Origin of the sequence: Leucobacter weissii, from assembly GCF_017565745.1 — a bacterium.
In the GTDB taxonomy this organism is placed as follows: domain Bacteria; phylum Actinomycetota; class Actinomycetes; order Actinomycetales; family Microbacteriaceae; genus Leucobacter; species Leucobacter weissii.
On the sequence record NZ_JAGDYM010000014.1, the window covers coordinates 73,180 to 98,569 of the forward strand.

General features: G+C 71.9%; 15 protein-coding genes. 14 read left to right on the forward strand and 1 reads right to left on the reverse strand.

Going from position 1 to position 25,390, the window contains the following annotated elements:
* Positions 1-134 precede the first annotated feature (134 nt).
* From J4H92_RS12320 to J4H92_RS12345, 6 genes are all read left to right on the forward strand, one after another.
* Positions 135-4,634 (forward strand): FtsK/SpoIIIE domain-containing protein, encoded by a 4,500-nt coding sequence (locus J4H92_RS12320; RefSeq protein WP_208098494.1) that lies wholly within the window; start codon positions 135-137, stop codon positions 4,632-4,634.
* 206 nt (positions 4,635-4,840) lie between these two features.
* Entirely contained in the window at positions 4,841-5,137 is a 297-nt protein-coding gene (locus J4H92_RS12325; protein WP_208098495.1) for a WXG100 family type VII secretion target, read from the forward strand.
* Positions 5,138-5,180: 43 nt separating this feature from the next.
* Positions 5,181-5,492, forward strand: a complete 312-nt coding sequence (locus J4H92_RS12330; protein ID WP_208098496.1) for a hypothetical protein — start codon at positions 5,181-5,183, stop codon at positions 5,490-5,492.
* Positions 5,489-7,096 carry a hypothetical protein gene (locus tag J4H92_RS12335; protein ID WP_208098497.1) on the forward strand — a complete coding sequence of 536 codons (1,608 nt, stop codon included), beginning with the start codon at positions 5,489-5,491 and terminating at the stop codon, positions 7,094-7,096. The genes J4H92_RS12330 and J4H92_RS12335 overlap by 4 nt, the downstream gene beginning before the upstream one ends.
* Positions 7,097-7,119: 23 nt before the next feature.
* Complete coding sequence (locus J4H92_RS12340) at positions 7,120-7,596, forward strand: hypothetical protein (protein WP_208098498.1); 477 nt, start codon at positions 7,120-7,122, stop codon at positions 7,594-7,596.
* A gap of 11 nt (positions 7,597-7,607) precedes the next feature.
* Complete coding sequence (locus tag J4H92_RS12345) at positions 7,608-8,237, forward strand: hypothetical protein (RefSeq protein ID WP_208098499.1); 630 nt, start codon at positions 7,608-7,610, stop codon at positions 8,235-8,237.
* 209 nt (positions 8,238-8,446) lie between these two features.
* Here the strand turns inward: J4H92_RS12345 and J4H92_RS12350 are convergent, their stop codons facing one another.
* Positions 8,447-10,054, reverse strand: a complete 1,608-nt coding sequence (locus tag J4H92_RS12350; RefSeq protein WP_208098500.1) for an HNH endonuclease signature motif containing protein — start codon at positions 10,052-10,054, stop codon at positions 8,447-8,449.
* 173 nt (positions 10,055-10,227) lie between these two features.
* Here J4H92_RS12350 and J4H92_RS12355 point away from each other — a divergent pair, with 173 nt between their 5' ends.
* From J4H92_RS12355 to J4H92_RS12390, 8 genes are read left to right on the forward strand one after another with little or no spacing between them, the layout of a single operon-like run.
* Positions 10,228-11,337: a protein kinase domain-containing protein gene (locus J4H92_RS12355; RefSeq protein ID WP_208098501.1), complete on the forward strand. Its 1,110-nt coding sequence runs from the start codon at positions 10,228-10,230 to the stop codon at positions 11,335-11,337.
* Positions 11,334-17,351, forward strand: coding sequence for an Ig-like domain-containing protein (locus J4H92_RS12360; RefSeq protein ID WP_208098502.1), 6,018 nt, complete (start codon positions 11,334-11,336; stop codon positions 17,349-17,351). Before J4H92_RS12355 ends, J4H92_RS12360 begins: the two co-directional genes overlap by 4 nt.
* Positions 17,352-17,410: 59 nt before the next feature.
* Entirely contained in the window at positions 17,411-18,400 is a 990-nt protein-coding gene (locus J4H92_RS12365) for an AAA family ATPase (RefSeq protein WP_208098503.1), read from the forward strand.
* Positions 18,397-19,794: a DUF58 domain-containing protein gene (locus J4H92_RS15790; RefSeq protein ID WP_341783093.1), complete on the forward strand. Its 1,398-nt coding sequence runs from the start codon at positions 18,397-18,399 to the stop codon at positions 19,792-19,794. The genes J4H92_RS12365 and J4H92_RS15790 overlap by 4 nt, the downstream gene beginning before the upstream one ends.
* On the forward strand, positions 19,791-22,265 hold the full coding sequence (locus tag J4H92_RS15795; RefSeq protein WP_208098504.1) for a transglutaminase domain-containing protein: 2,475 nt from the start codon (positions 19,791-19,793) through the stop codon (positions 22,263-22,265). Before J4H92_RS15790 ends, J4H92_RS15795 begins: the two co-directional genes overlap by 4 nt.
* Positions 22,258-23,886, forward strand: a complete 1,629-nt coding sequence (locus tag J4H92_RS12380) for an FHA domain-containing protein (RefSeq protein ID WP_208098505.1) — start codon at positions 22,258-22,260, stop codon at positions 23,884-23,886. Before J4H92_RS15795 ends, J4H92_RS12380 begins: the two co-directional genes overlap by 8 nt.
* Complete coding sequence (locus J4H92_RS12385; RefSeq protein WP_341783094.1) at positions 23,883-24,698, forward strand: PP2C family protein-serine/threonine phosphatase; 816 nt, start codon at positions 23,883-23,885, stop codon at positions 24,696-24,698. Before J4H92_RS12380 ends, J4H92_RS12385 begins: the two co-directional genes overlap by 4 nt.
* Positions 24,695-25,342, forward strand: a complete 648-nt coding sequence (locus J4H92_RS12390) for a hypothetical protein (RefSeq protein WP_208098506.1) — start codon at positions 24,695-24,697, stop codon at positions 25,340-25,342. The genes J4H92_RS12385 and J4H92_RS12390 overlap by 4 nt, the downstream gene beginning before the upstream one ends.
* Positions 25,343-25,390 lie beyond the last annotated feature (48 nt).

Here is a 25,390-nt window from a genome sequence, read left to right on the forward strand (position 1 = left end):
CATGAAGCCCCCGGCCCCGGCCGGGGGCTTCATCGCGTCGGCGCGCGGATCCTCTTCGCATTCGGCATAATGGGTCGCACCGTCGGGTTTCCCGGCGGCGGTGCCGCGCCGGAACCGATGGAGAGGTAGCCCGCGTGCGTACTCGTGCGACCCTGTGCCGACCGGACGGCTCGACCGTCGACCTCGTGTTCGCGGGGGATCCGTCCGCGCGGATCGCGGACCTGGCCGATGCCATCGTCGAGCGGGATCCCTCGGGGGCCTTCTCCGCCGGTTCGATCGCGGTGGGCGGGGCGACGATCGAGGTCGTCTCTCTGACCGGGGGGAACCGCCGCGTCGTGCTCGACCCGGAGGAGACGCTGCAGGACGTCTCCCTCGCCTCGGGCGTGCAGATCTCGGTGGTGCCCGCCGAACGAGCGCCCCAGACCCCCGTGGCCTTCGTCGAGTCCACCGGGCCGAGCCGCGAGCGCCGCTACGAACTGCCGCGCGGCGCCTCCTCGGTGGGGCGAGGCGACGACAACGACGTCGTCCTCGACGATCCGCTCATCTCGAGACGGCATGCGCGCGTGCACGTCGGCCGCGAGCGCATCGAGCTCAGCGATCTCGACTCGGCGAACGGGATCCTGGTGCAGGGTCGGCCGGTGCCGCGGCTCGAGCTGCAGGCCGGCCAGTCCGCGGTCCTCGGCAGCACCCTGGTACGTGCGGGATTCCTCCCGCGGCGGCCGGGGGCCGACCCCGCGATCTCGGAGATCCTCTTCACCCGCTCGCCGAGCGTCGAGGAACGGTACCTCGGCGAGGAGATCGAGGGCGCGGACCCTCCCGTCCCCTCGGACCCGCAGCCGTTCCCCTGGCTGCCCATGCTCATGCCGCTCCTCTCGGGGGTGGTGCTCCTCTTCCTCACGCAGTCGATGCTGTCGATCGTCGTCATCGCGATGTCGCCGCTGATGATGCTCGGAACCTGGCTCGCGTCCCATGCGATGCGCCGCGCGAAGAACAGGCGGGATCGCGAGAGGTTCGAGGTGCAGCTCGCGCGGCTCTCGGCGCGGCTCGGCGCCGAGCGCCGGCGCGAGACGGAGGTCCGCAGGCGCGAATCTCCGGAGCTGCGGGAGATCGTCGCAGCGGTGATGGGCCGGCGCCGGGAGGTGTGGAGCCTGCGCCCGGAGCACTGGACGTTTCTGCACGTGCGGCTCGGAGCCGGTGCCTCGGCGTCCAGGAACACGGTGAAACGGCCCGGGAACCCCGACCGCGCCGAACCGGACGATCTGGCCGCCGTCGAGCGGGTGCTGACGCAGTACGAGACGGTGCACGGGGTGCCGGTCGTCGAGAGCCTTGCGGACGCGGGCGCGCTCGGCGTCTGCGGTCCGGTCGATGCGACGGCCTGGTACGCACGGGGGCTCGTCGCGCAGATCGCCGGGACGCGGGGGCCGCACGAGTTCGCCGTCTCCGGCATCTTCGGGCCGGGGTGGGGCGACGAGTTCGGCGCGCTGAAATGGCTCCCGCACGCCTCGGAGAACGAGCGCCTCCTCGGTGGAGCGCCCTTCGCGACCTCGGCCCCGGCCGGGGCGCACCTGCTCGCGCGCCTCGAGGAGATCGTGTCCGCCCGCTCGGCTCGGGGCGGCGATGCGCCGCTGAGGCTGGGGGCCATGAGTCGGCAGGAGGGCGCCATGACGACCGGTGGAACGGTCGGGACGCGCAGCTCCCCGACCGCCGCCGGCGAGCCGCTGCCGAGCATCCTCGTGCTCATCGCCGACGACGCGCCGGTGGATCGCGCCAGGCTCATCCGACTCCTCGAGAAGGCCGCCGGGCGCGGGGTCCACCCGATCTGGGTGGCCGCGGATCGCTCCCGGGTGCCCGCGGCCTGCCGCACGTTCGTCGAGCTCGACCCGCAGCGCGGCGCGAGCGTCGGGTACGTGCGGCTCGGCATGTCCACGGGTCACCTGCGCGTCGAGGGCCTGACGAACGAGGAGAGCCACCTCTTCGCGAGGAGGCTCGCCGCGTTCGCGGACGCCGGCGCGGTGCGTGCGAACCCGAGCGAGGTTCCGCGGTCCGTCTCGATGCTGTCGTTGATCGGCGAGGAGATGGCGGAGGCGGCCTCGTCCGTGGTGGATCGCTGGCAGCAGAACGGTTCACTGCTCGCGGACGGGGTCTCGCCGCCGAGGGGGATCGTCCCGAGGCTCCGAGCGATCGTGGGCCGGTCGGCGAGCGGCACCGTGCATCTCGATCTGCGAGCCCAGGGGCCGCACGCGCTGGTCGGCGGCACGACCGGCTCGGGCAAGAGCGAGTTCCTCCAGGCCTGGGTGCTGGGCATGGCCGTCGAATACAGCCCGCAGCGGGTGACGTTCCTGTTCGTCGACTACAAGGGCGGGGCGGCGTTCGCCGACTGCGTCCGGCTCCCCCACTGCGTCGGCCTGGTGACCGACCTCAGCCCGCACCTGGTGCGGCGCGCGCTCGTCAGCCTCCGCGCTGAGCTGCACTACCGCGAGAGGCTCTTCGCGCAGAAGAAGGCCAAGGACCTCGTCGAACTCGAGCAGCGCGGAGATCCCGAGACGCCTCCCGCCCTGGTCATCGTGATCGACGAGTTCGCCGCACTGGTGGGCGAGGTGCCCGAGTTCGTCGACGGCGTGGTCGACGTGGCGCAGCGGGGACGCTCGCTGGGCATCCATCTCATCATGGCCACGCAGCGCCCGGCCGGCGTCATCACGGACGGTCTGCGCGCGAACACCAGTCTGCGGGTCGCACTGCGCATGGCCGACGAGGTCGACAGCGATGATGTGATCGGCGACAAGCTGGCGGGGCGCTTCGATCCGGCCCTGCCCGGCCGTGCTGCGGCGAAGACCGGGCCCGGGAAGCTCTCCGTGTTCCAGGTCGCCCATGCGGGCGGATGGAGCTCTGCCGAGCCGAGGGGGCCGGAACTCGATCTCGGGAGCTTCCACCTCGGTCCGGCCGAGATGTGGGAGAAGCCGGAACGCGGGTCGGGGCCGGGCGGCGAGGGCGGTGAGCGCGGCGACGAGCGAGAACCGGGCCCGAACGATCAGCAGCGCCTGGTGCGCACGATCGCCTCGGCCGCGCGGCGCTGCGGGCTGCCGCAGCCGCGGCGTCCGTGGCTCGACGAACTGGCGGAGGTCTACGACCTGACGGGGCTCGCGCAGCGGAGCGACGAGCGGCTGGCGTTCGGCGTGCAGGACGTGCCCCAGCGTCAGACCCGGTCGACGGTGTGCTTCGAGCCCGACGGGCGCGGACATCTGGCGGTGTTCGGCACCGGCGGGAGCGGAAAGAGCACGGTGCTGCGGACCGTCGCGATCGCGGCGGGCCTCACGCCTCGCGGCGGTCCGGTCGACGTCTACGCGCTCGACTTCGGCGCGAACGGCCTGCGCATGCTCGGGGAGCTGCCCCAGGTCGGCGCGGTGATCACCGCCGATCAGAGCGACCGCGTGAAGCGCCTGTTCACGATGCTCCGCGCCGAGATCCGGCGCCGGGCCGACGCGTATGCCCGGGTCGGCGCAGGCACGATCGTGCAGTACCGGGAACTGGCCGCCCAGCCGGGGGAGCGCCGCATTCTGCTGCTCATCGACGGGTTCCCGAGCTTCCGCGACGAGTACGAGGGCGTCATCGGACGCGCGGAGAGCTACGAGACGTTCCAGCAGATCCTCAGCGACGGCCGAGCCGTGGGCATCCACGCGGTGCTCTCGGCCGATCGGAGCCAGAGCGTGCCGAGCTCTCTGCAGGCGCTCATCCAGCAGCGCGTGGTGCTGCGCATGACGGATACCGACGGCTACGCCGTGCTCGGTGCGCCGAGGGACGTGATCGGCGCGGGATCCGCGCCGGGACGAGCGATCATCGACGGCCTGGAGGCCCAGGTGGCCGTGATCGGCGGCGCGCGGCTGGTGAGCGAGCAGGCGGCCGCGGTGAAGGGGCTGGCCCGGGATCTCGAGCGGCAGGACCGGGAACCGGCGCCCGAGATCCGCGCGCTGCCGGACGTCTGCGGGCTCGGCGAGCTGCCCGAGACGGTGGCTGGGCGCCCGGTTCTGGGACTGTCCGAGGAAGATCTCGGCCCGTTCGGCTTCGATCCGACGGGTCTCTTCGTCGTCGCCGGAGGGCCGGGGGCGGGGCGCTCGAACACGATGGCCGTGTTGGCCGCATCGTTGCGGCGCGCCGGGGCCGCGGAGCGCTTCGTGCTGCTCGGTGCCGCGAGATCCGCGCTGTCCGCGGTGCTTCCCTGGGATCGCAGCGCGAGCGACGGCGCGTCGGCGATGGCGCTCATCGACGAGCTGCTCGGCTCGGACACGGGCCTCGAGGGGACGGCGGTGTTCGTCGAGAACGCCGCGGACTACGCCACGTCGATGGCCGAGATGACGCTCGGGGGCCTGGCGAGACGTGCGAGGGCGGGCGCGTGCCTGCTCGTGTCCGAGGGCGACACGAGCGACTGGCAGACCGGCTTCGGCCTGATCGGCGCGCTGAAGGCGAGCCGCCGCGGGATCATCCTCGCCCCGGACGCGCACGACGGCGAGATCGTGTTCAATACCCCGTTCCCGAGGCTGCAGCGGCGCGAGTTCCCTCCCGGTCGCGCCATGTACGTGGCGTCCGGCAGGGCGACGCGTGTGCAGGTTCCGTTGCTGCCGGAGTTCCGGGCGCGCTGAGACGCCTCGCGGCGCGGTGCGCCGTGCGCGCTCACAGGGACCGGGGCGCAGCGGTTCCGGACGCGCTGCGGAGCGTTCCTGTGGATAACTCCGTCTGCCGGTCCCCCGGGGGCTACTGTCGTGACTCGTCGGCGTATTCCACGTCGCGATGTCCGAGAACTGCGACGGTGCGGCCGCCGCACCGATTCACCGGAGGAGAGCACAAGATGGCGAATCTGAATGTGACCTACGAGCAGATGCAGTCGAGTGCGACTCGACTGCGGACGGGCCAGACGGACCTGGAAACCAAGCTGGGCGAACTGCGGACGCTGGTGCAGCAGCTGGTGCAGGACGGCTTCACCACCACCCGCGCATCGGGGGTCTTCAACACCTCGTACGAGCAGTTCACGACGGGGGCCACCCGCACGGTGCAGGGGATCGAGGGCATGGCCGCCTTCCTCGACAAGGCTGCGGAGGCCCTGTCGCAGACCGACGAGCAGCTCGCCGGCTCACTCGGCAGTTGAACGTCCGTTCGCGCTGCATCGCCGGGAAGGGAAGGAGCTGATCGTGTCCGATCTGGATCTCGACTTCGACAGCCTGCGGCGCAGCGCTGCGGCGGCGCAGCGCGTTGCCGGTTATCTGGCGCGTGCGGAGCGGGTGTCAGACGAGGCGGCCGGGCATACGGGGCACGAGGGGCTCGCGGCGAAGGTGCGGGACTTCGGGCAGAAGTGGGACATCACGCGCAACGGGCTCGAGGAGGCACTCGAGTTCATCGCGGAGTTCCTCGCTTCCCTCGTGCAGACCTTCGAGGAGCTCGACCGCGAGCAGGCGCGTGCGCTCGAGCGCGTCGCAGACGCGGAAGGGGCGGGCGTCCGATGAGCGTGCTTCCGGGGAATCCGTCGGCGCTCGTCGATCGCGCGGCCGCCTATGCGGCCTCCGCAGCCCTGATCGACCAGGCCGCCGAAGAGCTGCGCGCGCTCGTCTACGGCGGTGCTGCCAAGTCCCTCGACGGGGTCAGCGCCAAGAGCCGCGACACTGCGGGCGCCCTCGACGAGGCGCACGAGCGCTATGCGGGCACCGCGTATGCGCTGAAGACGTATGCGGTGAAGCTGAAGGCGGCGCAGGAGCGTGCGGATCGTGCCGATGCGGACCGGGCCAGACTGCAGTCCGGTAGCGCGGAGATGACGTCCGTCGTAGCGCAGCAGCGCGGGCGCGTGGAGCGCTTGGAGGAGGCGGATGCTCCCGCGAGCGCGATCGCCTCTGCCGAACGGCAACTGCATGAGGCGAGCGCCGCCGTGCGGCGGATGAACGAGGGCGCGGCTGCGGCCACCGCGGAGATCGAGGCCGCCCGCCGGGACGTGGAAACCGCGGCGCAGGAGGCGATCCGCAGCATCGAGCGCGCGATCGCGGACACGAACGACGGGGTTCTCGATCATCTGAGGAGTTTCGTCGAGGACGTCGGCGAGTGGCTCGCCGACGCGGCGGAGTGGGTCGTCGACTTCCTCGTCGAGAACTACGAAGAGCTGCAACGACTCGTCGCCACCGTGACGGCGCTGCTCGCGGCCGCGCTCATCCTGATCGCCGCCCGCGCGGTGCTGGCGTTGGTGCTGGGCAGTTTGCTCGGCGCCATCGGCGTGGCCCTCGCGGCTCTTGCGGTGACCCTGCTCGCGGTGCTTCTGCTCTCGAGCCTGCTTTCGGATGCGCTGAAGCCCACCCCGAAGGTGGGCGAACGTCCGTTGAGAGCCGACGAGATGGACACGGATGCCCCCACAAGCCTCGCCGATGTGCTGGGGAACACTCGACAGGTCGATTCGCTCGGCAAGAACGGGGAGAGCGTCGATGAAACGGTCGTCCGGATCACGAGGGTCGTGGGCGCGGATGGTGTTGCGCGCTGGCAGGTGACGCTGCCGAGCACCCAGGAATGGCTCTCCCGCTTCACCGGGGATCAGGGCGGAACCCATGACCTCGACAGCAATCTGGCGCTCATGCTGACGCCGAGTCTGCGCTCGCAGTACGAGCGTGCCGTGCTCGAGGCCATGCGGCAGGCAGGCGTCGGAAAGAACGATCCGGTGATGCTGATCGGCTTCAGTCAGGGCGGGATCATGGCGGGCACCCTCGCAGCCTACAATTCTGACTGCAACTGGTCGGCCGTCGTGGTGTCGGGCGCCCCGATCGATCACCTGCCGATCCCCTCAAGTACTCATGTAGTGTCAATGCAGCACCATGGGGATCCCGTGCCGCGACTCGACACGTTGGTCACTGCTGGGCTGGACGGCTACGTTCGGAACGACGCAGGCTGGACCACGATTCAGGGTGAGTCACCCGGCGCTGCGAGAGGGCTGAAGGGCATCCATGATGCGGATTACTATCACCAGACACTGAGTCAGAACCTCGACAAGGTCCCGGCAGCCACAGTGAGCGAGATGAGCGAGTATCTCTCGGGAACGAGTGAGACCCACTACTACGGCTGGTCGGAACGATGATCGTTCCGCGCAAGGTCTCAGCGATGATCGCCGGACTGCTCGCCGCTTCCTTCGCGGTTCTGCTCGGTGCCTGTTTCTCTCCACCGGTTTCCACACCCCAACCCGGTCAGAGCCAGGAGCCCGCAGTGTCGCAGGAGGAACTCTTCTCTCGAATCGCGTCGTCAGATCCGCGAGTCGCGGAGACGCTGGTGGCGAGTGTCTACACCTCCGGATTCGCCGATGTCTATGCGGTCGAGGTCGCGATCTTCGGGCCCGATCCGGTGACCAGCGCGACACTTGCGCGCGTGCTGACCGCCGCGCTGGAACACGCTCCGAAGGAGTCGACCGACAAACTGCTCTTCAGAGCGCATTCGGCAGACGATGCAGATGCGATCCTCGATATCGCGACCGCGGCGGAAGGGCTCCCGCCCACTGCTGCTGACACACAATTCTTGGATTCCACCGGCATGTTGTCTCTGGGGGCGCCCGACCTGGAATCGTTGCGGCGGGCATCCCAGTGAGGACGCGTCAGATGGTTCCCAGGCTCGCCTTCCGCCTGCCGGGAACGTGGTGGTCGCTCGATCTGGAGTCTCCCGCGCGCGTCGAGAGCTCTGCGAAGCGGGTGGCCGCCGAGGTGTTCGGCAGAGCAGACGAGCACGTCGCCGAGCGCCGTAAAATGCAAGCGCAGTTGCTCGAGGCCGCGACCCTCGCAAGGGAGGGCGGCGCTCAGGCGATGATGATTCAGAGTGAACTCGCACCCGGTACGCCGTTGTCGACGAGCCTCGTAACCTATGAGGATGACCGCCTTCGAATGAGCCCGACGGTTGGAACTGCGGCGAGTGCCGTCTTGGGAACGCTGGAGAAGGCGCTCGAGACCATGGACCCGGAACAATTCGCGGTCGCGACTCGTAAGGAGAATCGGCACGGCGACGTACTCCGCACGCACGCAGTGGTGGAGGGCAACCAGGCTGAGGGGGGCGAGGTATTCACGTCCCGTCGCATTGACGCGAAATACTGGTGCCCGGTGCCGGGCACGAAACAGCTGCTGCTCGTGGTGTTGAGTTCACCCCTCGGAGACATCGAGCACGCCATGCTCTCCTATTTCGACGCGGTCATCTCGGCCGCGTACTTCGAGGCGCCCGGGCAGGATACGCCCGCGTAGCCGTGCGGCGCTCCGCCACAGGATCCTCGTCCCGTGACATGATCCGCTGGTGCAAAACCCTTGGCTTCAGAACCCTCGGCTGCAGAACCCTCGGGTAGAAAGCGGCTTCGTGCCGCGGATACGAGGTTTGCGGCACGTGCTCCCCGGCCTCCCGCCAGATCGCCCGGATTCGGGCACGGGGAGTTCGGTCCCGAGTGTCTCAGAAGGGCTCATTCTGGGGGGGCCTGAGCAGGGGAGCGGGTGAATCTGACGGCGCCTGGTGCCCGGGCTGTGGGTGGCGGGGCGCCGGGTGGGCGGTCGAGGTACTCGCGACCGGTGGGGCTGCGCCAGCGGAGCACGCCACCGGTTTCCTGGGTGACCGCCCAGTCGCTGTGGTGTTTGAGGGTGTGGTGTCCGCGGCAGAGGTGGGCCAGATTGAAGGTCGAGGTGGGGCCTCCGTGCGCGGCGTCGACGGTGTGGTCGAGATCGCAGCGCTGCACCGGCACCCGGCAGCCGGGGAAACGGCATCGCCGATCCCGGATCCCGAGGCGACGTCGGATCTGTTCGCTGGGCCGATACCGGTCCACGGAGAGCACCTCGGCAGTGTCCGGGTGGGTGGTCACCACTTCCCAGGTTCCTGCCTCGGCCATGATCCCGTCCGACGCAGTGCTCCCGTCCGTGGTGTTCCCTGCCTGGTCTGTGCGCATGCTGATCGGCCCGTAGCCCGACAGCTCGCACACGATAGCGTTTGGGTCGCTGCTGGTTTCTGCGCGGGTGAGCCGGGGGAGCGCCGCCGCGGGCACGAGCACCTGCACCCGCGCGTGCACGGCTTCTGCGGTGCTGCCGGCGAGGAGCGTGTGCTCGTCCGCGGCGAGCAGCAGGTCGGCGAACACATCCGTCCGCAACTGGTCCCGGGTGCGCGACTCGCCTCGATCCGCGCCGCCGTCTCCGAAGCCGTGGCTTCCGGCATCGCAGCCTCCGGTGCCGCCTGCGCCGCCGCTGCCTGCTGCATCCTCTCCGTCGCCGTCTGCTGCGCCGGGTGCCTGCTGATGTCGTTCGGGGACGCGGCGGGTGCCGTGCCGGGCGTGTATGGCGATCCGGGTAAGGCGGTCCCTGATCGCGTACGCCTCGATCGCGGGCAGATGCGCGATCAGATCGGCCATTCCGTCCTCACGGTCGACCACGTACACCCGACGCTGAGCGCGCGCATCGCGGTAACGTTCTTCGAGCGGTCGCTGCGCCCACTGCTCGGCGAGGCGCCGCGCGATCGGTCGCAAGCGGTTCGGGGTCTCCGCCACCGCATATCCCAACACCTCTCCGGCATACCCGGCACGCCGTCGCAGTGTTTCCGGGGCCTCATCGACTCCGATGACCGTGCTGGCATCCACGATCACGCTCGCATGCCGTCGAGCGATCTCACCACCCTCCAAAGCGCGGAACACGCTCGGGTAGCGGTGGGTGAGCTGATAGGCGAGATCCAGCTGGGATTCGGTCTGATGCTCGCTCAGTTGGAACGCGACCGCGAGCTCGGCTCGCAACGACCGGTACGCCAACTCCCGCCCGCGCCCGTCCACACGGCCGGCAGCACCGGTAGTGGTGTCGGCATCGGAACCGGAGGGGTCGGCGACCTGATCGAGTGCGGCGGCCATCAACGCCAGCCGGGTCGCGTCGAGCCCGCGCTGCTGCATCTCGACCCGCTCCAGCCACACCAGGATCTCCTCGTGCGGAGGTGAGGGTAGCGCACCCGGCGCCTGGGCCGCGGGATCCTCGCCCGCCGCCCAGGCGCCGGGATCCACGGCCGCCGCCGCGGAGGAGGCGGGGTCATGTTGTTCGGTCATGACACCAGTACACACCCCACCACCCACATTCACGTGTTCACCGGTGCCGGCCCCGAATACCTGGCGCAGATCCCCACGAGCGCGCGAGCACGCCGATCATTCAGGAGCTTCCGCAGGCGACTATGATAAAAGGGTGACGCCTCTCAGTCCTGTTCACGGCACCGTTCAGTGCCGTGACTGAGGCGATTCCTCCGAAGCCTCCGAGGATCACCGGCTTCGATTACGTCAGGCCGCTCGGATCCGGCGGCTTCGCGCATGTGTACCAGTACGAGCAGGACATGCCGCGTCGCGTCGTCGCCGTCAAAGTGCTGGAGTCCCCGCTCGGCGGCCCCCGCGACCGCAGCGACTTCGAGGCCGAGGCCGATGCGATGGCCAGGCTGTCCAGCCATCCGTCCATCGTGTCGGTCTACTCCGCCGGAGTCGCGACCGACGGGCGTCCGTACCTGGCGATGGAGTACTGCCCGGACTCGATGCGCGCGCGGACGCGAGGGCGCGCGGCCCCGCTGCCGGTGGTGCTCGACGCGGGCGTCAGGCTGGCCGGAGCCCTCGAGACGGCCCACCGCGCCGGAGTGCTGCACCGGGACATCAAACCCTCGAACGTGCTCATCACCACCACCGGCCGGCCGGCGCTCGCGGACTTCGGCATCTCGTCCCTGCACGGACGGGCCTCCTCGGAGGACAAGGCGCGGGCCATGTCCGTGCCCTGGGCCGCGCCCGAGGTCGTGTCCGGCGCGGCGAGCGGCACGATCGCGAGCGAGGTGTGGTCGCTCGGCGCGACCCTCTACACGTTCGCGGCGGGCCGTTCGCCCTTCGAATCCGCGGACCGCGCGCAGAACACGCGCGCGAAGATGCGCAACCGCATCGAACGCGCCGTGTACACGCCGGTGCCGGGAGCCCGGGGCTACGCCCCCGTCGACGCCGTTCTGGCGCGTGCCATGCAGCGCGATCCGCAGCAGCGGTTCGCGACGATGCGCGAGTTCGGCGAGGCGCTGCAGCGGGTGCAGCGCGGGTTCGGCCTCGATGCGACACCGCTCGACCTCGTCGACCCGGGCTGGGTCGCGCCGGCGGTGCGGCGCCGGGAGCCCAGCGGTTTCGCGGTCAGCAGCGTCCGCGCCAGCACCAGGGCCGAGCGGCGGGCCGCGCAGCGGGTCGAGGACCGCGACGGCTTGCTGGAGGAGCGACCCGCCTCGCCGCTGCGGGCCGGATTGATCGGCGCCGCCGTCGCGCTCGGCGCCATCGGCGTCGTCCTCCTGGGGATTCTCGTCTTCGGAGGGTTCGGATGAGCGCGCAGCGTGCGTGGGCCGCTCGGGGGCCGCGGCGGCGGCCCTCCGCTCGGCGTCCGCGGTGGGTCGGCTGGACCGCCGTCGGGGTCTCCGCCGCTCTCGTGACGACGCTCGCGGTCGTGGCCGACGGCTTCGACTCGCAGGAGACTCCTCGGGAGGACCCCTCCGTCTGGGTGACGGCATCCGCGCTCGACAAATATGCGCGCGTGAACACCGAGACCGCTGAGATCGACACGGTGCAGAGCGTCGAAGCCCCGAGCGGAGTGGTTCGGGCCGGGGACCTCGACCTCGTGCTCACGCAGGGGAAGGGCAAGGCCTGGCCCATCGACCCGACGCTGCCGACCGACATCGTCGACGACTCGCCGGCATCGGACCCGGGCGGGGCCGATGATGCGGAGCTCCTCGTCCGGGAAGGCTCCGGCGCGGGTGCGGCGGCGATGCGGACCCCCAGCGGAACCGAGGAGGTGATCGCGGCCGGGGAGGCGGTGGTGTTCCGCACCGACGAGGGACAGGTGCACCTCGCCCGCACCACGACGGCGCGGGGCGCCTCAGCGCGCGATGCCGCGGCGGAGGCCGCGGAGATCGGCGAGCCCGGCCTCATCGACCCCTACGCCGAGGAACGCGCGGCGGACGAGGGCGCAGCCGCTCCCGACGGGCAGTCGGAGGAGGCTCCGGAGTACCGGGCGGATGCGGTCGCGATCGACTCCACCGGACTCGTCGCGCTGTTCTCGGAGGAAGAGGCCGCGATCCGCTGGTACGACAGCGAGGCCGGGGAGTTCCGGGGCGGCCCGGTCGAGTTGCCGCAGCCCGAACTGCTCGCCGGCGTCGAGGAGCCGCAGCTCAGCATCGTCGGAGGAGAGTGGGCGCTGCTCGACGCGGCCGGAGGCAGACTGTGGCGGGAGGGGCGCGACGAGGCGACGACCGTGCAGCTGGCGGGCGACGCCAGACTGCAGGCGTCCAGCGTCGAGCGCGGTGAGCGTGTGCTGATCGCGGACGGCGGCGGACTGTGGGCGATCGGAGACGAGGCGACGCGGGAGGCCGAAGCGAGCGGCGCCCCGGCGCAGCCCCGAGCGTTCGGCGGCGAGATGCTGGCGGCCTGGATCGGCGCCGACGACGGCGCGCTCTGGCGCTCCTCGACGGGCGAGACGATTCCGCTCGAGCTCGGGGAGGCCGAACGCGAGGCCGCGGCGAAGCGCTCCGAGGAGCTCTCCCCGGTGATCCGAGCGAGCGGGGGCGCCGCTCTGCTGGCCGAGGAGATCACCGGCCTGCTGTGGCGGCTGCCGGACGGGAAGCCCATCCCCCTCAGCCAGTGGGCGATGGACGAGGACGACACCACCTCCCAGGACACCGAGGAGCGGGAGGTCAAGGATCAGGAGCCGCCGGTCGCGGAGGACGACGCCTTCGGCGTCCGGGCCGGCGAGCCCACCCTGCTCCCCGTGCTGCTGAACGACCACGACCCGAACCGGGACGACGTCCTCACCATCGTTCCCGAGAGCGTCGAGGGACTCCCCGAGGACTTCGGCACGGTCGAGGTGCTGCCCGACGGGCAGGGACTCATGCTGCAGCCGGATCCCGCAGCCTCGGGCAGCACGAGTCTCCGCTACCGGATCACGGACGGAGACGAGGAGTCGACACCGGCGACGGTCGCGTTGACGGTGAAGCCGGAGCGGATCAGCACGGCCCCGCAGTGGTGCGACATCGCGGTGGAGAACTGCCGGCTCGAGTGGCCGTCGCCCGAGCTCGAACCCGGCGGCACGCTGGTGCTTCCTGCGCTCGAGGGCTGGGTGGACCCCGAGGGGGATCCGATGATGCTCGCGGGCGCCGTCATCGAGAACGAGGACGCCGCCGCTCGGGTGACCGTCTCCGCGGATGGTCGGCTCGCGATCCGGCACGCCGACCAGAACGCGAGTGACGAGGATATCGCGGTCGCCGTCACGGTGGCCGACGCGCGGGGCGAGTCGACGGAGAAGACGCTGCGCGTGCGCGTGCGCTCCGGCGCGCAGGCCGAGTTCGCTCCTCTCGCGGCGACGGTGACGACGGCCGAACCGACGGTGCTGAAACCGCTGACGAGAGCGACCGGAGGCTCGGGCGCATTCGTGCTGGTCGGTGCGGAGGTCGAGGCGGGAACCGCCGAGGTAGACGCCAACCAGAGCTCCGGGACACTGAGACTGACCGCCGCGCGGCCGGGCGTGTCCGCCATCACCGTGACGGTGCGGGACGCCGAGACCGAAGCGGAGATCAGGGGCCGGATCCGCGTGACCGCGACGGAAGACGGCGAACGGCTCGCGCTGCCTCCGCTGAGGGCCTTCGTCAGACCGCTCGGCGACACCACCATCGAGGTGCTCGACGCCATTCCCGGCGCGGGCGATCGTTCGCTCGTGGTGGCCTCGGCGATGGTGAGCGACGGGGAGCTCCGCGCGGATGTGATCGAGCACGCCCGGATCCGTCTTTCCGGGATCACCGCGGACGGGCGGCCGGGCAAGGTCGGAGCGGTGGACCTGGTCGTCTCCGAGGGCGACGAGAGCACCACGGGGCGCATCACGGTGTTCCAGGTCCCCGACGTCGCTTCGGGCGCCATCGCGGTTCCCGATACGGCGAGGGTGCGCGCCGGCCAGGTGGTCGACATCCCGGTGCTCGAGAACGATGTGGCGCCCGCGGGCGAGCGGCTCGTGCTCGCCCCGGACGTCACCGGCTCCGGCGCGGAGGACGAACTCGTCTTCGCGTCGGGCGCGCAGGTGCGCTACCTCGCGCCGACGGAGCCCGGCGACTACACGCTCAGCTATTCCGCCTACGGCGCCTCGACGCCGGAGGAGGTCGACACCGGCCGGATCAGCGTCACGGTGATCCCCAGCGGCTCGAATCGCGATCCCCGGCCGCCGGGTCTGACCGTCCGGGTGGCGCCGGGGGAGCAGATGTCCGTGCAGGTGCCCCTCTCCCGAGTCGATCCCGACGGCGATCGGGTGCGGCTGGTCGATGTCGAAGCGGTCGAGGCGAAGGCCTCGGGGGAACCTGCGCCGGTGACGTCGATCCTGCCCCGCACCGGCTCCGTGCAGGTCTCCGCCCCGTCGAACTCGGGTCCGGGCACGGTGTTCACCCACTACACGGTTCGCGACGGCTTCGGAGGGGAGGGCCGAGGCCGCCTCCGGATCATCGTGACCGACCCCGATCCCGCGGGCGGCGCTCCGGTGGTCTACAGCGACTACGCCCGGCTGCTGAAGGGAGGCGCGGACCAGGTGCCCGTGCGCCCGCTCGACAACGACCTCGATCCGTCGGGAGGCGCGCTCGAGATCGTCGAGGTCGTGCCCTACGTCCCGGGCGGCGAGGGCTCCCCCGAGTACCGCGAGCTCGCGGGAAGAATCGATCTGAGCCGGAAGGATCAGGGCATCGTCGGGGTGCGCGGCGGAGGCGGGAACGGCGCCGCGACCTACCGCTACACGGTGCGGTCGGACAGGACCAAGAGCACGGCCGATGGACTGATCGTGGTCGAGGTCAGCGAGCGGCCGGCCAGGCAGGCCCCGATGGTGCAGGACACGGTGCTGTCGGTGCGGGATCGATCCGAGCTCCAGCAGGGCGGCGTCGACGTCGTCACCGGTCGCGTGCAGTGGTCGGCGGGTGACGTGGCCGGGCTGAGGCTCTCGCTCCACGGCGACGCCGCGCAGCGCTACCGGGCGAGCGGCGCGAGGATCTCGGGACAGTACGCCGCCGAGGGGGACCTGGTGCCCTTCAAGCTCGCCGGACCCGATGCGAGCGGAGAGACGGTCGAGACCTACGGCTTCGTGATCGTGCCCCCGCTCGACGAACTGCGCCTCACCCTCCAGCCGAGCGCGCCCCCGCTCGAGGTCGACGAGGGCGAGGAGGTCGAGAGCGATGTCGCGAAGATGCTCGACCTCGGTCCGGGGGACCGCATCGAGCTCGCGGACGGGGCCTACGCGGTGCAGCGCGGGCAGGCGAGCTGCGTGAAGACCGGCACCGCCGCAATCCGCTACACGGCGGGTCGGAGCCAGCCGTGGCAGGACACGTGCACCGTTCGCGTGAAGCTCGCCGAGCAGACGGTCTTCACCGCGCTGCCGATCCCCGTGGAGATCGTGCCCGATTCGCCGCAGGTGCGGCTGAACCCCCTCACCCGCACGATCGCTCCAGGCGCGACTCAGACCGTCGACCTGAGCGACATGGTCGAATGGCAGGGGGGACGCGAGGGCGATCCGAGCCGCCTGAGGTGGCAGCCGGTCGACGGCGGCTCGATCTTCGAGGTGACGGGCAGCGGCACCCGGGTGTCGGTGACGGTTCCCGCCGGCGCGACTCCCGGAACGCAGGCGGCGCTTCCCGTTGCCGTCGGGGGCGCGGGCAGCAGCACCGCCACGCTGACCCTGCGCGTCGGCGAGGCCCCGAGGGACACGCCGCGGGGCGGCACCGTGTCGCTCAAGTGCGATGTCGGCTCCGCGTGCTCGGCGCCGCTCGTGGGAATCCCCGGCGAGCACGATCCCTTCGCCGGCAGATCGGGGGGCGGGCTGGAGGTCGTCTCGGTCGACGGCGGAGGCTGTCGCTTCGGGACCCTGGGAGCGGCCGGCGACACGCTCGAGGTGACGTGGGCGGATCAGCGGGGACCGGGCGGCACCTGCACCGCGAGCTTCACCGTGCAGGACGCGCAGAAGCGCACGGGGACCGGCAAGATCGAGTTCGACGCGCGCGGCGTGCCCCGGGCGCCGCAGAGCATCGTGCTGAGCGGCTACGACGAGGACTCGGTGACGCTCGACGTGACGCTCGGGCAGGCGTCGGGCGCCCATCCGAAGGTCTCCGGCGTCACCGTGCTGCGAGACGGTCGCGAAGCCGGCGGCTGCAGCGCCAGCGGCAGCGTGTACCGTTGCGAGGTCTCGGGGCTGACGGCGGGGGAGGCCCATGCCTTCACCGCGGTCGCCACGAACGCGGTGGGCGATTCGGATCCGAGCGCGAATTCCGCCGAGGCCTGGGCCTATGCGGCGCCCGGCCTGAGCGCGGGAGAGGTGACGGTGAAGCAGGAGTCGGCCGAGTCGGCCTCCAGCGGCACGCTGCAGTTCTCCGTCTCGGGAAGCGACAGCACCGTCGAGCGCTACGAGATCGAGGCGGCGGGGAAGACCGCGACGATCGCCGGCACGAGGGGGAGCCAGCGGATCTCCGATCTGGCGGTCGGCGCCGTCGGGTATCGGATCGTCCCCGTCAGCAGGTTCGCACCGCCGAAGGGGCGAGGGGGAAGCAGCGGCAGCGCGGTCGAGGGCTCGGTCGACGTCAGCGGTCGGGCCACGATCCGGGACCCCTGGTTGAGCTCGGATCGCGGATCGCGCGACATCGCCGTCACGGTCGACGCGGATGCGAACGGCGCGGGCGGAATGCGCTACGGCGCGGCGCTCGGGGAGAGCTGCACCCCGAGCCAGAGCAGCGACGCCTTCACGATCCGTGCGACTGCGCATCGCCGGGTGACCGTCACCGTGTGCGTCGAGAATCAGTGGGGCGGCGTCGATTCCAGAACGGTCAGGGACTACCTCGTCGGGGGCAAGCCCGCCACCCCGGTGGCGACGAACTGGACGATCGCCGTGAATCCGAGCGTCACCTCCGACCTGGCCGTCTACGGGCTGGAGAGCGCTCCCGAGGTGACGGCCGACCACGATCTCCGCTATACGGTGAACGGCGGCGCTCGGGACGACTTCGGAGACCTCGACCCGGGTCGGGCGACGACGGCGAGCGTGCGCCAGTGCGCGGGAGAGAACTGCTCGGACCCGCTCTCGCTCAGCGGGAATGCGCCGACCGTCGTCGAGGTCGAGCTCCCGGACTGCCTCGCAACGGATTCGACCGCGGCGGACCTCAGGGCGCTGGTGTCTTCCGCGGCGCGTGGCGCGGCGAACCCGAGCTACGACGGCACCGCCCTCACCGTGTCGTGGACCGGGGCCTTCGCCGGCCTCAACGCCTTGACCGCGCCGGTGGCTCCGTGCGACCCGCCCGATCCGGATCCCGACCCCGACGACCCGGACGGCGGCGAGTAGCGCGGCACGACCCACGCGCCTCCGACCGCTCCGCAGCCCGAGACAGAAAGCAACCCCACATGACGACCCAGCAGCACTCCGCGCAGGCGGGACCGCTCTCAGAGGAGCGCGCGAATTGGGCGGGAGCATCGATCCGCACCACCGCAGACGCCATGGAGCAGGTGATCCACGGCAAACGGCGCGTGATCGAAGTCGTGCTCGCCACGCAGATCGCTGCGGGCCATGTGCTGCTCGAAGACGTGCCCGGCACGGGCAAGACCGCGCTCGCACGCACCCTCGCGCAGGTGATGCAGGGCGTCTCGTCGCGCATCCAGTTCACTCCCGACCTGCTCCCGGGCGACGTGACCGGCGTGACGGTCTACGATCAGCGGCAGGGCGTCTTCGAGTTCCACGCGGGACCCGTCTTCGCGAACGTCGTGCTGGCGGACGAGATCAACCGCGCCAGCCCGAAGACGCAGTCCGCGCTGCTCGAGGTGATGGAGGAGCGGCAGGTCACGGTGGACGGGAAGAGCCACCCGGTCGGCACGCCGTTCCTGGTGATCGCGACGCAGAACCCGGTCGAGCAGGCCGGCACCTACCGCCTGCCCGAGGCTCAGCTCGACCGGTTCATGATCAAGACCTCCATCGGCTACCCCGACGGCGCCGCGATGCAGCGGATCCTGCGGCAGTCCGCGACGGCGGAGGTGCGACCGGTGCTGACCACCGGGACGCTGCTGCAGTTGCAGGAGTTCGCCGCTCAGGTGTTCGTCAGCCCGCTCATCGCGGACTACATCACCCGCCTGGTCGAGGCCACCCGTGCGGTTCGAGAGGTGCGCCTCGGAGCGAGCGTGCGGGGGGCACTCGCGCTGCAGCGGATGTCGGCCGCTTGGGCGCTCGTCCAGGGGCGCGCCTACGTCGTCCCCGACGACATCCGCGGGCTCGCCACCGCGGTGCTCGCGCACCGGCTGGTGCTCGACCCGGAAGCGGAGTTCGACGGGGTCACCGCGGAGCAGGTGCTCGCGCAGATCCTGCTCGAGGTGCCCGAGCCCGAGGAGAACGGCACGGCGTGAACGCGCAGCGAAAGCGCGATCGCACCCAGTGGCGCACCGGATCGCGGCCCGACCGCACCTCGCGCACGGAGTTCACGTCGCGGACGGGGCGCACCGGACGCACCGGTCGTGAAACCACCAGGGCGATGCCTGCGCTCGCGCGGGGCCGTCAGCTCCTGCGCCGGTGGTGGCGACGGACGCTGCGCAGGCTCCGCCGGGCCCGGCGCGCGACGACGCAGGCGGTCACGCCGCTCGGCCGGTTCGTCGCCGCGGTCGCGCTGGCGGGGCTGACCGCCGGGATCGCCTCCGGCTGGATCGAGGGCTGGTTCGTCGCGGTACTGGGGGCGCTGCTGCTGCTCCTCGGTCTCCCGTTTCTCGCGGGCGCGCGCAGCTATCGCGCCGGACTCGAGCTCAGCCGGGCGAACGCGGTGGTCGGCGGAAACGTGGAGGTCGGCGTGATCGTCGAGAACACCTCCGCCCGTCCGCAACTGCCGTCCGTGGCCGAGCTGCCCGTCGGCGACGCCCTTCGCGAGGTGACCGTGCCGCTCCTGGGGCCCCGGCAGACGGTCGAGCTCGCCGTCGGCGTGCCCGCCCTGCAGCGGGGCGTGGTGGCGGTCGGTCCGCTGACCGTGGCCCGTCGAGATCCGCTCGGGCTGCTGCGGCGGGATCTGACCTGGCCGGATCGTCATCTGCTCCACGTCCACCCCCGCACGGCGATGCTGCCGCCGGGCTCGGCGGGCCTGGTGCGGGATCTCGAGGGTCAGTCCAGCAGGCGGCTCACCGATTCGGATCTCTCCTTCCACGCCGTGCGCGACTACGTCCCGGGCGATGCGGTGCGCCACATCCACTGGAGGTCGACGGCGAAGACGGGCTCGCTGATGGTCCGGCAGTTCGAGGAGTCCCAGACCGCGCGGGTCGCGGTGCTGTTCGATGCGCGCCGGGAGGAATACGGCAGCGACGAGGAGTTCGAGCTCGGGGTCAGCGTCGCCGCCTCGATCTCGGTGCAGGCCGCGCGCGAGGGGCGGGAGCGCTTCGTGGCCTCCGCGTGGGCGCCGGGGCGGGTGCGGCCGAGCATCGACGGGCTCGAGGAGCTGCCCTCCCGGAGCCCGCACGAACTCCTCGACGCCTGGGCGGAGCTCGATCCCGCCGTGGAGGGACTGCCGATCGATGCGCTCGCGCGCAATCTCGCGGATTCCGGGCGCGCGCTCTCGATCGTCGCCCTCGTCACCGGCTCGCTTCCGGAAGCCGTGCGCCTGCGCCGCGCGGCACTCGCGTTCCCCTCCGACGTGCACGTGCTCGGCATCCGCTGCGAGGTGCTCGCGGAGCCGCGGATCGCCTGGACGAGCCCGGTGACGCTCGCGACGGTCGGCGAGCTGGGGGATCTGCCGCGCCTGATGACGAGGAGGATCCGGTGATCGGGCGCGCGATCGCCGCCGGCTCGGCTGCGACGGTCGCGCTCGGCCTCGGAGTGGTCGCCGCGTGGCCGATCTACCGGGACTGGTGGCTGCTCGTTCCGGCGATCGCGGCGCTGCTGCTCGGAGGATCCGCGGCCGTGATCGCGGATCGGCGCGGCTGGCCGATCCCGCTCGGGATCGCGGGGATCGCCGCGCTCTTCGTGCTGACCGCGGTGCCGGTCGCGATGCCGGGCGCGTTCTCCGCGCTGCCGTTCGGGCCGTTGCGGGGAGTGCCCGACGCCGCTGCAGCCGTCGTGCTCGGCTGGAAGCAGCTGCTCACCCTCGCGCTCCCCGTCGGCACCTATCAGACGATGATGGTGCCGGCCTATCTCGTGTTCCTGCTGAGCGCGTTCTTCGCGGTGCGGATCGCTCTGCGGTCGGGCCGGTTCTCCCCGTTCGCCGCGGTGCCGATGCTGGTGCCGGTGGCGTTCGGCACGCTCTTCGGCGCGTCCGCGGTGAGCCCCCCGGTGGCGTTCGGCCCGCTCACCCTCGTCGCGCCGCGGGAGGTCGGTCTCTGGATCGGCGCGATGCTGCTGGGCGCGGTCTGGGTGGGCTATTCGGCGGGCGCGGAGAGGCGAGCGGCGCTCCGTCTCGGCCGGACGGACACGGCGGGCGGGCGCCGGCGCGGCGTGGTGCGGCCGGTGCTCGGCGCCGCGACGCTCGTGCTGGCGCTCGTCGGCGCGCTGGCCTTCGCCCCCGCACTCGACCAGGGGGCGCGAGAGGTGCCGCGTGACCGGATCGATCCCGAACTGATCGTGCGGCAGCAGACCAGTCCGCTCGCGTCCTATCGCGCCTTCAAGCGCGACGACGCGATCGACGTGCCCCTGTTCACCGTGGACGCCGAGGGCGCGACTCCTCCGCGGCTGCGCATCGCCGTGCTCGACGCCTACGACGGCGTCGACTTCCATGTGAGCGCCGACGAGGCGGGCCGTTTCGCGCGCTTCCCCAGCGGCGCACCGGTGGAGTCCCCCACGGAGGTCACGGTCGACATCGGCGCCGGATTCGCCGGGATCTGGGTGCCGAGCGCTCCGCTCGGCGGCGCCCCGAGCTTCACCGGACCGCGGAGCGACGAACTCTCCGACGCGTTCTACGTCAACCGGGCGACGGCGGCGGCGATCGCGGTGCCGGGAGGCGAGCGGACCGCGGGGCTCCGGGTGGGCGACGGCTATCGCGCGGTCATGAGCGCCGCGGCCGACGGCGCGGTGCCCGGAACCCTCGAGAGCGGGGAGACGGCCCTCGACCTGGAGGCCATGCCCCAGCTGCAGGAGTGGCTGGAGGCGCAGGATCAGCCGGCCACCGGGGACGGCCTCGCGGAGCTCGTGGAGCGGCTGCGCGTGCGCGGGTACCTCAGTCACACGCTCGGCGAGGACGGGGACTCGGAGGTGTGGGCCGAGCGCGCCGGGATCAGCTCGGTGAAGCAGAGCCCCGGTGGGCACTCCCTGGCGCGTATCGAGCGGCTCTTCGAGGAGCTCAACGATCAGGAGCGGAAGGTCGGGGCGGACGGAGAGCCGCCGCAGCTCGTCGCGGGGATCGGCGACGACGAGCAGTTCGCCGTCGCGGCCGCATTGATCGCGCGGGCGCTCGGCTTCGAATCGCGCGTGGTGCTCGGCGTGCGCCTCGGAGGCGAGGAGCAGGGCGTGCCGGGTGTGCCCGCCTGCGACGGGGAGTGCCGGGGCGAGCATCTCGCCGCCTGGATCGAGGTCCGCGACGACGACGGAGCCTGGCGACCGGTCGACGTCTCTCCGCAGACGCGGACTCCCCCGCAGGTGATCGAGGAGGGTTCGCGTCTTCCGGAGTTCGGCTCGGTTCCCGAGGAACGCGATGCGCGCGAGGTGGATCCCCCGGTCGGCACGGGTGAGCGCGACGACGATGCCGAGCGGGCGCGGAACGACGGGGGAGCCGATTGGGTGTGGCCGACGCTGCGGGCGGTCGCCCTGTCCCTGGCCGCCGCCGCGCTGATCGCCGCACCGCTGCTGTTCCTCCCGCTCGCGAAGCGCCGCAGGGAGCGACGGCGCCGCACGGCTCCCGATCCCGAGCTGCGAGCGCTCGGGGCCTGGCAGGAGATGGTGGATCGGGCCGATGACGCGGGGGTGAGGATCCCGGACGGTGTCGGGCGGGGCGGGGTCGCGGAGGCGCTCGGCACGAGACCCGCTCGCTGGTCGGCCGCGCAGGTCGATCGCGCGGTGTTCTCGCCGGCCGGGGCGAGCGGCGCCGACGCCGAGTGGCTGTGGGCGGCCGCGGACGCCGACCGTGCGGAGCGTCGCGCGGCGGCGACTCGATGGGAACGGCTGCGCGCCGCCTACTCGCTGCGATCCTACGGTGTTTCGCTTGGCCGGAACCGTCCCCGTACGGAAGAATCGGCGGCAGCGCCGCCGAACGGGAGCGGGCGCGGACAGCAGCCGTCCGGGAACGCGAGGATGGAAGATGTTTGAAGATATGGGCACGGAGGAAATGAGCATGTACTACGGGCTGCTGATCGCTATGGCCGCCATTCCGCTGATCCTCGCGCTCGCCCTGGTCATCTGGATGCTGTGGGCGCTGGGTCGACTGTTCCCGCGGCTCGGGCTGCGTGCCGGGGAGGGCTGGATCCCGTTCTGGAACCACTGGCGCGTGCTCGAGCGGGGCGGATTCCCCGGCTGGATCGCGGTGCCGTTCTTCGCGCAGTTCCTGTTCGCGATCGTGTCTTCCGCGCTCCGCGCCACGAGCGGCGATTCCGTGAATCTCGGCGCACTCGGGATCGAGCTCCTGATCGGCCTGGTTCTGGGTGCGCTCACGCTGGCGAGCACGGTGTTCCTGTTCATCGCCGTGCACCGCATCAATGCCGAGGCGGGCGTGGGCGGAGGCTTCACCGTGCTCGCGGTGTTCCTCTATCCCCTGTGGGCGACGCTGCTCGCGAATCGCATCGGCGGGCGCGTCCTCGGACGGCCGGGGCCGGGCGGCGCGCTGCCCGGCGGCTACGGCCCGGGGGTGGCCACGACGGCTCCCCCCGCGCCCCCGTTCCCGCAGGCGCCCGAGCAGCGGTTCGCGCCGCCTGCGCAGCACCCCGCTCCGAGCCAGTTCGGCCACGGCACCGATGCCGAGTACGCCCGCCTCGCGGCGGAGCCGTTCACCGCGCCCCCTGCGGCACCGCTCGGCGATCGGGCTCCTGCGGAGCCGTTCTCCTGGACCGCCGGCGCCGCCGCCGAAGAGGCCCCGGTGCAGGTGCCGCCTCCCCCGGCTCCGCCGATCCATCCTTCGGCCGTGCCCTTCGGCGCGCCCTCACAGGCCGCGCCGCAGGATCCCGGCTCCCGGCTTCCTCCTGCGCCACCGGTGCCGCCCGCTCCGCAGCCGCAGTGGCAGTCGCCTCCGCGGGCATCGGACGAGGGCTTCCCCTCCTACGATCGCAACGAACCGCTGCCGACTCTGCCCGTCGAGCCACTGCCCCCGGCTCAGGCGGCGTCTGAGCCCGTGCCGGCACCGCCGGCCTCCGGCGCGACGTCGGCGCCGCCGTCCCGGGAGGCGCCGACGGGTCCGTCTCCGTGGGCGCCGCCGTCCGCCGATGCGGAGCCGCCGGAGGAGCGCACTCCGCCGCCCAGCCCGGCGCGAGCCCATCGGCGATCGACCGGCATCACCGGGGTGTTCGGGGCCTCGCCGGGGCCGGCTCGCACCGGTGCCGCGGGCCGCGCGGAGAGCGATGACCCCGAGGACCTCGACCGGACGATCGTCGCTCCGCGGCGGGGGCGCGCCCGTTGGGCGCTGGTGCTGCCCGACGGTTCCTCCCACCCGCTCGCGGGCAGCGACGTCGTCGTCGGCAGGCGCCCGGCGCCGTTGGAGGGGAGCGCGGCGCTCGAGATCCCGGATCCCGCGCGCAATCTCTCGAAGTCTCATGCCCGCCTGAGACTCGACGGCGAGCGGTGGACGGTCGAGGATCTCGGTTCGACCAACGGTCTCGCGCTCCTGCATTCCGACGGGAGGCAGGAGGAGCTGGCGCCGCATCGGCCGGTTCCCGCGACGGAGCGCATGATGTTCGGCACTCTCGAGGTCAGGCTCCTGCCCGAGAGCGGGGTCGCGTGACGCGTCTCCGTCCGACGCAGCCCCTTCTCGAGGTCGCGGTGCGGACCGATCCCGGCCGCAGGCGGTCGCGGAACGAGGATTGGATGCTCGCCGCCGATCCCTGCTTCCTGGTATCCGACGGGGTGGGGGGCTACGAGGCCGGCGATCTCGCCAGTCGGGCGGCGACCGGGGCCTTCAGCGAGGAGTTCACCGCGCCGGCCACGGCGACGCTCGCGCGCATCGACGCGGCGCTCGAACAGGCGCGGCAGCGTGTTGCCGAGATCGCGAGGGGCACCGAGCGTGGGGCGGGCTGCACGCTGACCGGCGTGATCCGGATCGAGCACGAGGGCGTTCCAGCCTGGTACGTGGTCAACATCGGCGATTCCCGGGTCTACCTGCTCCGCGGCAGTGAGTTCGTGCAGCTCACGAAGGACCACTCCCTCCGAGAAGAGCGGCTGGACGGGGGCCTGGGCGGTGCGGTCGCGACGCCGCGGAACGTGATCACGCGGGCGCTCGGCAGCGACGACAGCAGGCACGACGCGTGGCTGCTCCCCATCGAGACCGGCACGCGGCTGCTGCTCTGCTCCGACGGTCTGACCACCGAGGTGGACGACGGGCAGTTGCGCGCGGTGCTCAGCATCGGGGGCCGCACCGACGCGGTCGCAGACGAGCTGATGCGTCGCGCGCTCGACGCAGGCGGACGGGACAACGTCACCCTGATCGTGATCGATGTGGTGTCCGGCGGTGTCGAACCGGGGTCGAGCGATGGCCCCTCAGCGGTCGACGACGGCTCCGATACGACGATCGAGCAGACGAGACCGAGACGGCGATGAGCGGACTCGAATCGTCGGGGAAGGCCGACGACGCCACGGTCGGGGTTCCCGGAGGGCCGGAGGCGACACGTGCGGCGGACGGGGAGGAGACGCTGCGGGCGCCGCGGGACGAGACGGTCGTCGTCGGCGACGAGACCGTCGTCGCGGGGGGTGCGGATGCCCCCGCGCGCGTCGTGCAGCGGCGGTCGGAGCGAACGGTCTTCTCGGGTCCGCGACCCGGCGATCCCGTGCCCGAGCCCGAGGGCTCCTCGGGTCCCCTCGGGCGCGGCACGGGGCGCGTGCAGGGCGAACCGGTCGGTCTGCCGCTCGATGCGGAGCGTCGCATCGGCCCAGTGCCCGAGAGGAAGCCCTGGGAGCAGGTGATCGCCGCGGAGCCGGGTGTGACGCCGGGGCTTCCGGTCCCCTACGCGCCCCGGGCCGTCGAGGCGCAGCAGCCGTTCCGCGCTGATGTCGACGAGATCATGTCGAGGCTCGGCCCGCCGCCCGCCGCGCGTCCGGTGCCCGTAGGCGACGGGAGGGAGGATCTCCCCTCGCTCAGGAGGAGGGGCCGTCGCTCGAGAGTCGTGACGCTCACCGCCTACGGCGCGGTCCTGGTGCTCGCCGCTCTGGGGCTGTGGGGGGTGGCCCTGCTCGCCTTCGGCTGAGGCAGGCGGGGTGCGGTCCGGCCCGAGCGGCCGCGCGGAGCATGCGCC

Excerpts from the sequence above, each read along its gene's own strand:
- J4H92_RS12335 (WP_208098497.1), top strand. The coding sequence starts at position 5,489 with ATGAGCGTGCTTCCGGGGAATCCGTCGGCGCTCGTCGATCGCGCGGCC.
- J4H92_RS12345 (WP_208098499.1), top strand. The coding sequence starts at position 7,608 with ATGGTTCCCAGGCTCGCCTTCCGCCTGCCGGGAACGTGGTGGTCGCTC.
- J4H92_RS12350 (WP_208098500.1), bottom strand. The coding sequence starts at position 10,054 with ATGACCGAACAACATGACCCCGCCTCCTCCGCGGCGGCGGCCGTGGAT.
- J4H92_RS12365 (WP_208098503.1), top strand. The coding sequence starts at position 17,411 with ATGACGACCCAGCAGCACTCCGCGCAGGCGGGACCGCTCTCAGAGGAG.
- J4H92_RS12360 (WP_208098502.1), top strand. The coding sequence starts at position 11,334 with ATGAGCGCGCAGCGTGCGTGGGCCGCTCGGGGGCCGCGGCGGCGGCCC.
- J4H92_RS12325 (WP_208098495.1), top strand. The coding sequence starts at position 4,841 with ATGGCGAATCTGAATGTGACCTACGAGCAGATGCAGTCGAGTGCGACT.
- J4H92_RS12390 (WP_208098506.1), top strand. The coding sequence starts at position 24,695 with ATGAGCGGACTCGAATCGTCGGGGAAGGCCGACGACGCCACGGTCGGG.
- J4H92_RS12340 (WP_208098498.1), top strand. The coding sequence starts at position 7,120 with ATGATCGCCGGACTGCTCGCCGCTTCCTTCGCGGTTCTGCTCGGTGCC.
- J4H92_RS12380 (WP_208098505.1), top strand. The coding sequence starts at position 22,258 with ATGTTTGAAGATATGGGCACGGAGGAAATGAGCATGTACTACGGGCTG.